The sequence below is a fragment of the Microvirga arvi genome (assembly GCF_016892765.1).
GTDB classification, from domain to species: Bacteria; Pseudomonadota; Alphaproteobacteria; order Rhizobiales; family Beijerinckiaceae; genus Microvirga; species Microvirga arvi.
Map to the genome: position 1 here is coordinate 39,956 of NZ_JAFEMD010000006.1, position 11,941 is coordinate 51,896.

General features: G+C 62.6%; 11 protein-coding genes. 5 read left to right on the forward strand and 6 right to left on the reverse strand.

Annotated elements, in window-relative coordinates:
- Nucleotides 1–96 precede the first annotated feature (96 nt).
- Nucleotides 97–1,185: a transglycosylase SLT domain-containing protein gene (locus tag ILT44_RS05360; protein ID WP_204238540.1), complete on the forward strand. Its 1,089-nt coding sequence runs from the start codon at nt 97–99 to the stop codon at nt 1,183–1,185.
- Here the strand turns inward: ILT44_RS05360 and ILT44_RS05365 are convergent.
- Nucleotides 1,116–2,420 (reverse strand): MFS transporter, encoded by a 1,305-nt coding sequence (locus tag ILT44_RS05365; protein WP_204238541.1) that lies wholly within the window; start codon nt 2,418–2,420, stop codon nt 1,116–1,118. The two genes, ILT44_RS05360 and ILT44_RS05365, sit on opposite strands and share 70 nt — an antisense overlap.
- A 157-nt stretch (nt 2,421–2,577) precedes the next feature.
- Nucleotides 2,578–2,808: a hypothetical protein gene (locus ILT44_RS05370; protein ID WP_204238542.1), complete on the reverse strand. Its 231-nt coding sequence runs from the start codon at nt 2,806–2,808 to the stop codon at nt 2,578–2,580.
- Nucleotides 2,809–2,998: 190 nt separating this feature from the next.
- On the opposite strand from ILT44_RS05370, the gene ggt reads away from it, so the two are divergent.
- The 4 genes from ggt to ILT44_RS05390 all read left to right on the forward strand — a co-directional run bounded on the left by ggt (nt 2,999) and on the right by ILT44_RS05390 (nt 7,371).
- On the forward strand, nt 2,999–4,753 hold the full coding sequence (gene ggt / locus ILT44_RS05375) for a gamma-glutamyltransferase (protein WP_204238543.1): 1,755 nt from the start codon (nt 2,999–3,001) through the stop codon (nt 4,751–4,753).
- Between the two features lie 59 nt (nt 4,754–4,812).
- Nucleotides 4,813–5,730 carry a dTDP-4-dehydrorhamnose reductase gene (rfbD, locus tag ILT44_RS05380; RefSeq protein WP_204238544.1) on the forward strand — a complete coding sequence of 306 codons (918 nt, stop codon included), beginning with the start codon at nt 4,813–4,815 and terminating at the stop codon, nt 5,728–5,730.
- Between the two features lie 63 nt (nt 5,731–5,793).
- Nucleotides 5,794–6,984 (forward strand): O-succinylhomoserine sulfhydrylase, encoded by a 1,191-nt coding sequence (locus tag ILT44_RS05385; protein ID WP_204238545.1) that lies wholly within the window; start codon nt 5,794–5,796, stop codon nt 6,982–6,984.
- Between the two features lie 105 nt (nt 6,985–7,089).
- Nucleotides 7,090–7,371: a hypothetical protein gene (locus ILT44_RS05390; protein WP_204238546.1), complete on the forward strand. Its 282-nt coding sequence runs from the start codon at nt 7,090–7,092 to the stop codon at nt 7,369–7,371.
- Nucleotides 7,372–7,421: 50 nt separating this feature from the next.
- Here ILT44_RS05390 and ILT44_RS05395 read toward each other — a convergent pair whose 3' ends face one another.
- From ILT44_RS05395 to ILT44_RS05410, 4 genes are all read right to left on the reverse strand, one after another.
- Nucleotides 7,422–7,799, reverse strand: coding sequence for a hypothetical protein (locus ILT44_RS05395; RefSeq protein ID WP_204238547.1), 378 nt, complete (start codon nt 7,797–7,799; stop codon nt 7,422–7,424).
- 389 nt (nt 7,800–8,188) lie between these two features.
- Nucleotides 8,189–9,937 (reverse strand): TRAP transporter large permease, encoded by a 1,749-nt coding sequence (locus ILT44_RS05400; RefSeq protein WP_204238548.1) that lies wholly within the window; start codon nt 9,935–9,937, stop codon nt 8,189–8,191.
- Nucleotides 9,934–10,602 (reverse strand): TRAP transporter small permease subunit, encoded by a 669-nt coding sequence (locus ILT44_RS05405; RefSeq protein ID WP_204238549.1) that lies wholly within the window; start codon nt 10,600–10,602, stop codon nt 9,934–9,936. Before ILT44_RS05405 ends, ILT44_RS05400 begins: the two co-directional genes overlap by 4 nt.
- Before the next feature lie 90 nt (nt 10,603–10,692).
- On the reverse strand, nt 10,693–11,853 hold the full coding sequence (locus ILT44_RS05410) for a TRAP transporter substrate-binding protein (protein ID WP_204238550.1): 1,161 nt from the start codon (nt 11,851–11,853) through the stop codon (nt 10,693–10,695).
- Nucleotides 11,854–11,941 lie beyond the last annotated feature (88 nt).

The window sequence follows — 11,941 nt, forward strand, 5'->3', positions numbered from 1 at the left end:
GGGCTTCTTCATATGCAGATCGCTCTGACGGCGTCGTGCGACGCATGCCAGCAAACGGCCATTTGCCTTGACTGTGAAAAGCAGAGCAGGTTTCGGTTGCGCCGCACAACATCGCAGAAGCGTTCAGCCCTTCAGGGTGGCTACACCCTGCTGAACCTGACCAAAATTCTCGGTCTCGGCGCCTGCATCACGTTCGCCATCTGCCCGGCTGTCACGTCCCAGGCCGCTTCGGCTGCAGAGTCCCAAACGAACCTCCCGGCGGCTTTCGATGCAGGGGAGAAAGCCATCAAGGTTCCCGCTCCTTTCACCGTCACTGCAAGCGACCCTGCTCCGGCCGATCCGCTCGAAGCCATCGTTCCGATTGAATCAGCGGAGCCTAACCAAGCCGAACTCCAGAAGCAGATCATCCTGTCGCTCCCCCTCACCAATCCTCCGGTTTCGGAAGGAAGCGAGAATGCTGAGCCCATCTCCCGGGAGCTCACGGAGTACATGGAATTCGAGGAGATGCGCGTTCCCGTCTGGATCGTGGACACGATCCTGCGTGCCTCGAAGCTGACCGGCGCCGATCCCGTCTACATGATGGCCCTTGCCGATAAGGAATCGAGCTTCCTGCCCGGCAACAAGGCCTCGACCTCCTCTGCAGTCGGCTTGTTCCAGTTCATTACGAGCACATGGCTCGAGGTCGTCCGCTCCTTCGGGCCTGTTCATGGCCTGCATGCCGAGGCCCAGGCGATCGAGCGCACCGACGGCAAGTTGGCCATAGCGGACGAGACGATGCGCGAGCACATCCTCGGGCTGCGCCGGAATCCATACATCTCCGCTCTGATGGCAGCTGAAATGATGAAGCGCGATAAGGCGAAGATCGAAGCACGGCTCGGCCGCAAGCTCAGCCGCTCGGAGTTCTATATGTCCCACTTCCTCGGTGTGGACAGCGCGAGCAAGTTCATCGCCCTGGTGGACGATACACCCAAGAAGAGCGCGCCCGATGCCTTCCCGGCCGCGGCGAAGTCGAACAAGTCCCTGTTCTTCACCAAGGACGGCAAGAAGACCCGCCAGCTCAGCGTGGCGGAGGTTTACGGCAAGATCGATGGCATGATCGACAAGCGCCTCAACCGCTATGGGGATGTCTCGACCCGCGTGGCTGCGGACACGTCCTTCTGGCCCGCCTCTTCAGCCAACCCTTGATCCTGATCGGGACCGACCTCGGCGCGGGGCGTCAAGCCTGCCGAGGCGGAGCTGCTGGGTGCTATATCGGCAAAGCCGCCCTTGGCGGGCGTACGCTGCACCCTGATGATCCGCACCGCGATGAAGACGGCAAGCCCCAGTGAAGCCAGGGCCGAATAGATGAAAAGACCCTGGGGTCCCAAGACTTCCATGGCCGCGGCGCCCAGCAGCGGGCCGATGGTCACCCCGGTCGCCCAGGAGAACAGCAGAGTGCCGACCGTGGACACGATCTGTCCGGGCTCCACGATATCGCAGGCATGGGCCACGCACACCGAATAGATGCAGAGAGCCAATCCGCCCCAGGCCGCGAAGGACCAAAGGATCAGCAGGCTCGCCCCCTGCGCGCTCGCCCAAAGGATCACGAGAGACACAAGGCTCGCGCCGGCGGCCAATCCTGCGATCACGTAACGCCGGTCGGCACGGTCGGACAGCCATCCGAGAGGCCATTGCATGGCGAGGCTCCCGGCCTGCAATGCGAACAGCAGGGCCGCAGCCTGATCCTGGCTCAAACCGATGCTGACGCCGAAGACCGGCGTGATCGCGACCACCGGACCGTTGACGAGGCCGACCACGAAAGCCCCGATCACGGCGGAGGGCGCCGTGGAGAACAGCTTTTTCACCTCGATCCGCACGCCTTGGGGGGCATTCGGCTCTTTCGTGGTGGTTGCCGCGATGGGAAGCAGCGAGAGCGTGATCAAAGCGCTCACCGCCATGAACAATCCGTCGGTCCGGATATTGCCCAGGCTGATCCCGAGCGGAGACAGCATCAGGGCGACCTTGGTGCAGATCATGTAGATGGAAAGGATCCGTCCGCGATGGCTCGACGTCGCGCGGGCGCTGATCCAGCCGTCGGTGACGGTGAAGATGCAGGCGAGCGTGACGCCCGTCAGTCCGCGCAGCAGGATCCAGGCCAGAGTCGAATGAGCCTGGGTCATGGTCAGAATCAGGACGGAGACCATGGCCGCAAGGCTGGCGAAGGCCCTGATGTAACCCACGTGACGGATGAAGCTCGGGGCGAGAAAGCAGCCTGTCGAGAAGCCCACTCCATAGGCTGCGGCCACAATACCGATGGATGCGACGGAGATCCCCTCCGCCTGCATGCGAAGAGGCATCAAGGCCTGCAGCAGGCCGTTGCCGGCCTGGAGCAAGGTCGTGGCAGCAGTGATGGTCCAGATCAGAGCAAGAGAGGAGTTCACAATCGAATCGGTGATGCGGGGCGGCGGGCGCGAAGCTCAGCAAGATAGAGAGCAGGCGCTGCCCAAGATCAAGAGTCGATCTGAATCGTATCGATGTTCTTCGGTTGCCGGCATGCCCGGCAGCGGACCGGGCATACTTGCAGATGCGCTCGGAACCTTACCAGTCCGAGCGGTCCTTCTGGAAGGTGGCGAACAAATAGAAGCCGTTGAAGCGAACGCCTTCCATAGCGGCTTTCCGGTCGAAGCCGAGAGGGGCGTCCTGCCCCTGAACCCGCCCACCGAACTTCCAATGGGGTTCAACGACGAATGGGGGGACCGTGCGCTCTTCCGGCACTGCGCAGACGAGCCCGTCCGGCTTTGTACTACGGAACAGATTATAGGCGTACATGTCCTGCTCCATCTCTTATCGCGACGAATCGCATCCTGCCGGAGAAGAATGACAGGAGTGTGATATTGCAGCGCAACATTACTAGAATTTCTTCTTTTTCGGTATGGAATGGAAGTGGCGCAAAGGGATGATCCTTTGTTAGGCTTCCTCCACCCTATCGGGATAAGCAGAAAAAGAGGGAGCACACCGCATGATCATCCAGAGCACCCTTCGTAGAAGCTTCATAGGACTCGGCCTCTTGGCCGCCCTTCCCCTTTCGCTGCCGGCCTTTGCCCAAGCGGTGGCTCCTTCGCCTGAAGCTCCCACGGGACGTACGCTCAAGCCTGTCGCTTCTGCAACGAAGGACATGGTTGCCGCAGCCAATCCCCTGGCAGCGCAGGCAGGCCGGGAGATTCTTGCGGCAGGGGGCAGCGCCGTCGATGCGGCCATCGCCGTCCAGCTGGTTCTCAACCTCGTGGAACCGCAGAGTTCGGGCATCGGCGGCGGCGCCTTCATGGTCTTTTGGGACGGCAAGACCATGACGACTCTCGACGGACGCGAAATCGCACCTGCCGCCGCCAAGCCCGAGCGCTTTCTCGGGCCCGACGGCAAGCCCATGAAGTTCTACGACGCCGTCGTGGGCGGCCGCTCGGTCGGCGTGCCGGGAACGCTGCGTCTGCTCGAAACGGCTCACAGGAACTGGGGTAAGCTGTCCTGGCAGCAGGTGATCGAACCCGCTGCGCGTCTGGCCGAAGCGGGCTTTGCCATCTCGCCTCGCCTGAACGGCCTGCTGACCCAGGAGAAGTATCTTCAAAACGATCCGGTCGCCCGCGCCACGTTCTACGAGGCTGATGGCACCCCAAAGGCCGTCGGGACAGTGCTGAAGAACCCGGCCTTCGCAAAGACGCTGCGCACCGTCGCAGAAAAAGGCGCGGACGCGTTCTATACCGGCGAGATCGCCCAGGACATCGTGGCGACCGTGACCGGGCACCCGACAAATCCCGGCGACATGACCCTTGAGGACCTGAAGGGTTATAAGGTGCAGGAGCGCGAGGCCCTGTGCGGCAGCTATCGGACCTATCGGATCTGCGGCATGGGTCCGCCGAGTTCCGGCCAGGTGGCCGTGCAGCAGATCATGGGCGTTCTGGAAACCCAGGACATGGCTTCGATGAAGCCGGGCCCCGATGCGGTGCATTGGATCGCGGAAGCAGGCCGCTTGGCCTATGCGGACCGGGCCCTCTTCCTGGCCGATCCGGCTTTCGTCAATGTGCCGGTCAAGGGCCTGACCGATCCGGGCTACATCAAGAGCCGCGCGGCCCTCGTCGATCCGAACAAATCCATGGGCAAGGCCAAGCCCGGCGACCCGCCGTTCCAGAAGACCTTCCTCTGGGGGCCGTCGGAGGGGATCGAATACGGCACGAGCCATATGTCCATCGTGGATCGCAACGGCAATGCCGTGTCGATGACGACCACGATCGAGGATGGGTTTGGGGCGCGGATCATGACGAAGAGCGGGTTCCTGCTCAATAACGAGCTGACGGACTTCTCCTTCGCCACGACCGAGGACGGCAAGCCCGTCGCCAATCGCGTGGAAGCCGGCAAGCGCCCGCGCTCGTCCATGGCGCCGACCTTGGTGCTCGACGGCAGCGGCAAGCTTTATGCGGTGGTGGGTTCGCCCGGCGGAAGCCTCATACCCAATTATGTGGCAAAGACCCTCGTGGGCATCCTGGACTGGAAGCTCGATCCCCAGGTGGCCGCCGATCTGCCCAATGTCGGCAGCCGCAACGGGCCGACCGAGCTCGAGGCCGGCACCGAATCCGAGGCCTGGAAGGCCGCGCTTGAGGCGAAGGGGCACGAGGTCAAGCTGATCGACCAGAACTCCGGCATCCACGCCATCGTGGCGACGCCGGCAGGGTTCGTCGGCGGCGCCGACAGCCGCCGCGAAGGCGTTGCCATCGGCAACTGATATCTCATTGGCAGCTCCTGTCAGAGAGCTGCTTTCAGATCGAAGAAGGTTGGAGTTCCATGCGTATCATCGTCATCGGCAAGGAAGGGCAAGTGGCTCGCTCCCTCGCGGAGCGTGCGCGGGCTCACGGCGCACAGGCCGTGCTCGTCGGCCGCCCCAAGCTCGACCTTGCCGATCCATCGGGGATCGAGGACGCCCTGATCGAAACCGGGGGCGACGTCATCGTGAATGCGGCCGCCTACACGGCTGTCGATCAGGCCGAGGCAGCCCCTGAGCTGGCCGAGGCCATCAACGGGATCGGCGCGGGCGTCGTGGCCGGCACCGCGGCCGCCATGAACGTGCCCCTCATCCACCTGTCCACCGACTACGTCTTCGACGGCACCGCCGACCACCCCTATCGTGAGGACGATCCCGTCGCGCCCCTGGGAGCCTACGGCGCCTCGAAGCTCCTGGGCGAGGAAGCGGTGGCGGCCGAGGCCGAGAACTACGCCATCCTCCGGACGGCCTGGATCTACAGCCCGTTCGGCAAGAACTTCGTGAAGACGATGCTGCGCCTTGCCGGCGATCGCGACGAGATCGGCGTCGTCGCCGACCAGTTCGGCTCGCCGACCAGCGCCCTGGACATCGCCGACGGCATCATCGCGGTCAGCCGCAACCTCCTGGAGAAACCAGAGGACAGGAACCTTCGCGGCCTGTTCCACATGGCGGGAACGGGCTTTGCCAGCTGGGCCGAGTTTGCCACCGAGATCTTCGCCCTGTCGGCACGGTTCGGCGGTCCTTCGGCACGGGTCCGGCTCATCGCCTCGGCCGATTACCCTACCCCGGCCAAGCGGCCGGCCAATTCCAGGCTCGACTGCACCAAGCTCAAGGAGAGGCATGACGTGGTTCTGCCGCCCTGGCGCACCTCCCTCGAGCCATGCGTGAAACGTCTCATCGAAGAGACCCGGAAAGAGGTCATCCGTGGAACTTTGGCCTAGAAGGAGCGATTTCCGCAAAAGAAGACGGTTGTTCTTTATAAAGAACAACCCTAGGATCCCCCCATGACCTCTCCGCAAACGCCAGATTACCGCCTAGAGACCCGCCTCGTCCATGAAGGCCACCAGCGCACGCCGTTCGGGGAGACGTCCGAAGCGCTATTCCTCACGCAGGGCTTCATCTACGAGACCGCCGAGAGTGCCGAGCGGCGCTTCCTGAACGAGGAGGCCGGCTACAGCTACAGCCGCTACTCGAACCCCACCGTGGATGCTTTCGAGCAGCGCATCGCCGCGCTCGAAGGCGCCGAAGCCGCCCGTGGGACGGCAAGCGGCATGGCCGCGGTCACGGCGGCCATGGTCGGGCAGGTCCAGGCCGGCGATCACGTGGTGGCTGCCCGCGCGCTCTTCGGCTCCTGCCGCTGGGTGGTGGAGGATTTCCTGCCCCGCTTCGGCGTCGGCTGCACCCTGGTGGACGGGACGGACCTGAGCCAATGGCGCAACGCGTCAAGGCCGGAAACCAAGGCCTTCCTGCTCGAGACGCCGACCAATCCAAGTCTCGAGATCATCGACATCGCCGCGGTCGCCGCGATAGCGCACGAGGCCGGCGCGACGCTCACCGTCGACAACGTCTTCGCGACCCCGCTCTTCCAGAAGCCGCTCGCCCTCGGCGCCGATTGCGTCGTTTATTCTGCGACCAAGCACATCGATGGCCAGGGCCGATGTCTGGGCGGGGTGATCCTGGGTTCGACCGAGTTCATCGAGAACAAGGTGCAGCAGTTCCTGCGCATGACGGGACCGTCGCTGTCCCCTTTCAATGCCTGGGTACTGTTGAAAGGCCTTGAGACGCTCCCCCTGCGGGTCGAGCGGCAGACGGCCACCGCCGGCTTTCTTGCGGATGCGCTCCACGATCATGCGAAGCTTCGCCGGCTGACCTATCCTGGGCGCCCGGAGCACCCTCAGGCAGACCTGATCAGGCGGCAGATGAGCGGCGCCTCGACTATGATCGCCCTCGACGTCAAGGGCGGCAAGGAAGGCGCCTTCCGGTTCCTGAACGCCCTTCGATTGATCAGGATCTCCAACAACCTGGGCGACGCGAAAAGCCTCGTCACCCATCCGGCCACCACGACCCACCAGCGTTTCACGCCCGAGCAGCGCGCCGAGATGGGGATCACGGACGGGCTGGTGCGCCTGTCGGTAGGGCTGGAGCACCGGGACGATCTGCTTACGGATCTCCTCGCCGCCCTCGAGCACGTCTGACGGGCGCCGACAAAGGCTCGCCAATCACTCTCACCGTCTCCTCCGCCAGGAACGCCGCCGCCTCATCGGCGTTGGCGTGCATCAGTCACCTCATCGGAGGCCATCATGATGAAGCTCAAGCACCTGCCTCTCGTGCTGGCGGGGTGCCTGCTCGTCGGCAGCGCGGCAGAGAGCGTACAAGCGCAATCCCGGATGGACCGCGACTGGGATCGTGGACAGGATTGGGAGGACCGGGACTGGCGCGGACGAGACAGGGATCGCGACTGGGATCGCGGCCGCCGCTGGAGAGAGCGCGACCGCGGCCAGGAGTGCTACACCGTCCGCCGCGAATACCGGGATCGCTTCGGCGACATCATCGTGCGGCGCTACCGCGTCTGCGATGACTGAGCGGCGGAGCAGGAGACCATGACCTCACGGTTCCGCCACCCGGTACCGGCCTACTGAGGCGGCTGAGCTGGAGTTCCGGAAGGTCTGCCGGACGCTCCCTGCTGTGACTGCAGCCGATCGAACATGCGCAGGGCAGCATCGACGCACGACTGGGTGGATTCCCGATCGCCACAGGTTACGCGAAGCTGCGTGTCGCCGCTGCGCAGGAAGAAACGGGCACCACCTCCGGAACGGCTGACCCGATCCTCGTCTTCATCGTCATCACGCATGCCCGGTCCATGCCGCCGATCCCGGTCACGGTCCCACCCGTCGCGGCTTTCACGCCAGCCGCCGCGATCGAAGTCATCACGATCTCGCGAGCCGCTCTGGCCCCACGCCGAGGTGCCGACCAAGGCAAGCCCAACCGCCAGTATCAGAGCTTTCTGCATCTTCATCTCCCTCTCGGATTTTTTCCGGCGCTCAGCGCGTCAGTACTCTCCGGCAGACATGCCAACATTTCGGCATGGAAAGCCTTGTGATGAACAGGCCCTCGGGCTCTTGGTTCCTGCATCGGGATCGAAAACATTCCGCTCAAGAAAAGCCTCGTCACTCACTGGGGCACCACGACGCGCCAACGCTTCATGCTCGAACATGCGCGTCGAGATGGGATTTCAGACGAGCTGGGGCGCCTGTCCGTTAGCTAGAAGCATCGGGACAATCTGCTCGCGGGCCTCGCTGCCGCTCAGCCATCACGAACATCGCAGAGATCCTCCACCTGTCTTCAACCTGAACGCATCGTGCGGACCCGAAAGCGAATCCCAATTCCGGATCCGGTGTTCTAGCCGCCGTAAAGATAGCGCGGCAGCCACAGGGTCAGCTCAGGCCAGATATACATGAAGATCATGCAGACGATCACGATGAGCATGTAGGGCATCATGCCCGCGAAGATCTGGTTCAGGGTGACGTGCGGTGGTGAAACACCCTTGAGGTAGAAGGCCGACATGGCTACGGGCGGCGACAGGAACGCAGCCTGAAGATTGACGAAGACGAGAACCCCCCAGAGCACCGGGTCGATGTTGAAATGCTTCAGCAGCGGCAGGAAGATCGGCACGAAGATGATGATGATCTCGGTCCATTCCAGCGGCCAGCCGAGAATGAAGATCACGGCCTGCGACAGGATCATGAACTGTATAGGGGTCAGATCCATGGCCAGAACCCAACGCTCGACCAACCCCTGCCCGCCGAGGATCGCAAAGACGGCCGAGAACAGCGCCGAACCGACGAAGAGCCAGCACACCATCGCCGTGGTCTTCGCCGTCAGGAACACGGCCTCCTTGGTCCGTTTCCAGTTCAGCGTCCGAGCCTGGAACGCGAGCAGGAACGCTCCGGCAGCGCCGACCGCAGCGGACTCGGTCGCGGTGGTGATTCCGAACAGAATGACGGCGAGCACGAGGAGGGTGAGAATGCCGAGCGGCATGATCGAGGATGACAGAAGCTTCACGACCTGGAGGCGCTCGGCGTTCATGTTCCGGTAGTAGCGGGCGAGGATCACCAGAGCCAACGCGGCAACGATGCCGAAAACGACATAGAATGTGGTTGCCGGTCCTATGTCGGTCGGCGTCACCGGCGCGCTCACCGCCGGTCCGCCGAGTTGCTCCAGCCCCTCGGGAGCCTCGCCTTCGGCCGATGCCTGCGGGTGGATGACGACGTACCACCACACGAGCCATAGGGTGAGCGCCGTCAGCGTGAGCGGGATGAGGGTCGCGAGAAAGTTCTTGAACACCGTCCAGTAGGTGAGACGCCCGCCATCGCCGTCGAGGCCCTTCATGCGGCCTGGCGAGAACAGGGCCGAGAACAGCCCGACCAGCATGTTGTTCGAATAAGCCGCCTGAAACCTTCGCATCCATTCCGGCACCGGAACCCGTGTTTGTTCCTCGGGAAGGGCAGGTGCAATCTTCGGGTTTATCATCGCCCAGCCGATGATGTAGACGAGGTACAGGAAGGCGAGGAAGAAGCCGGGAAACATCGCTGCCGCGTAGAGCTTGACGACGGACTGGCCGGCCACCGCCGCATAGACGATGATCATCACCGAAGGCGGGATCAAAATTCCCAGCGTGCCTCCGGCCGTGATGACCCCGGAGGCGAGCTTGACGTCGTAGCCGGCGCGCAGCATCGGGTTGAAGGCGATCACCCCCATGAGGACGACGACGGCTCCCACGAGGCCGCTGGCGATGCCCCAGAATGTGCAGACGATCAACGTCGCAATCGCGAGCGAGGCGGGCAAGCGCCGGAACGAGAGCTGGATTGCGTAGAACATCTTGTCGACGAGCGCCCCGCGTTCCATCACATATCCCATCAACACGAAGAGCGGGATGGAGATGAGAACGTCGTTGGTCATGGCGCCGTAGGTGCGCTGGACCATGAGGTCGAAAACCCGGTTGTCGAACCAATGCTCCGCCGGATTGTAGAACGCATAGAAGCCGAAGAACATCCCGAGGCCCATCAGGGTGAAGGCCGTCGGGAAACCCATCATGATCACCACCACGATGAGCATAAGCATCGTGAGACCCAATGCCGGATCGCTCATGTCTGCAGGTCTCCCCCCATCCCGCGTTGCCGCGCCGTTTCGTCGATCTGCTGCGCGCGCGCGATGGCGGTCTTGCGCGTTTCTTCATCCACATATTCGCTGTGCGCGAGCTGCTCCTCGACCACGTCGATCTCGCTGACGTCCTTGAGCCGACTGGGCCATACCCCGGTTTTGAGACAAACGACGCAGCGCAGGATCTCGGCCAGGCCCTGAAGCATCACCAGGGCGCCGGCTATCGGAATCACCGCCTTGAAATGGTAGATCGGCGGACCATTCGCCGTCACGGTCGAATGCTCGCCGATCCGCCAGGAAAGCGCCGCGTAATCGTAGCCCGCATAGATGAGGGCCATGATGCCCGGCAGGAAGAAGACGATGTAGAGGACAAGATCGAGCGACGCCTGCGTGCGAGGCCTCATCGAGCTGTAGAGAAAGTCGCCGCGCACATGGGCGTTCTGCGCCAGCGTGTAGGCGCCGGCCAGCATGAACAGGCTGCCGTAGAACATATTGCTCGCATCGAAGATCCATGCTGTCGGCATGTTCATGATATAACGCTTGAAGACCTCGACGCAGACAAGGGTCATAAGCCCGATGACGAGCCACGCCGCAGCCTTGCCGACCCATGTGCTGATGCCGTCGACAATATGCAGAATTTGCTGGACGTTCATGCGGGGAGCCGACCGAAGAGAGGGTAATAGGATCATGACCAAGCGCCATCGGAGAGAGGCCGGTGGCGCTTGGCCGAATTGATCGCCGGTTTAGATCTTCTTTGCAGCCGCGTTGGGTCCGAAGTAGTGATCGAACGCCATGCGGCGATTGACGACGGTGTCCTGCTCCCAGCGTGTGGCCCGCTGAGCGAAAGCAAGCTGCGACTCAAGGATCTCCTTGAACAGCGGATTCTCCCCGGATTTCTTTTTCACGACCTCGTCATAGACCTCGAGCTGCTTCTTGAGGATCGCGTCCGGCGTTTTGTAGAACTTGACGTTGTCTTTCGTCTGGAGCTCGACATAATCCTTCGAGTACCTGTCGATCGCCTTCCACGACATATCCTGCGATGCAGCATCGACTGCATTGGCAATGATCGCCTTCATTTTCTCGGGCAGCCCATCATATTTCGTCTTGTTGAACATGATCTCGAACTGCTCGGCGTTCTGGTGGTAGCTCTGGAGCATGCATACCTTGGATACGTCGGCGAAGCCGAGGGCACGGTCGGACGAGGCGTTGTTGAACTCGGCCGCATCGAGAAGGCCGCGATCCATCGCCGAGACGATCTCGCCGCCAGGCAAGGCATTGACAGCCGCGCCCATGCCGGTGAACACGTCGATCGAGATGCCTACGGTTCGGAACTTGAGGCCCGCCATATCCTCCATCTTGGTGACCGGCTTCTTGAACCAGCCGAGCGGCTGCGTCGGCATCGGCCCATAGGGGAACGACACGACATTGGCGCCGATCGAGGCATACAGCTTCTCGAGCAGCTCCTTGCCGCCGCCGTAGCGATGCCAGGCCATCAGCATGTTGGCATCCATGGCGAAGCCAGGACCGGATCCCCAGAGAGCGAGGGCCGTCTGCTTGCCGTAATGGTAGACCATGACGCCATGCCCGCCATCGAGCGTTCCCTTCGACACGGCGTCGAGCAGGCCGAAAGCCGGCACCACGGCGCCTGCGGGCAGCACCTCGATCTTGAGGTCGCCGCCAGTCATGTCATTGACCTTCTTGGCGAAATCGAGTGCGAACTCGTGGAAGATGTCCTTGGACGGCCACGTGCTCTGCCAGCGCATGTTGATTGGGCCCTGGGCCTGGACGATGTTTGGAGCGGCGACTGTTGCGGCAGCGCCGATGGTAGCAACCTTGAGGAAACGGCGGCGTGATTGTTTCACTCCGCCAGGATCTTGCGTTCCGAGAGTCTTAGATTTGGTCATGACTTCCTCCCTGGGGCGCTTTTTATTTGAGCGGCTCGCGCCTGATCTTAAGCTTCTGTTACTTTTGGGGGGGAGATCAAGAGGCCTA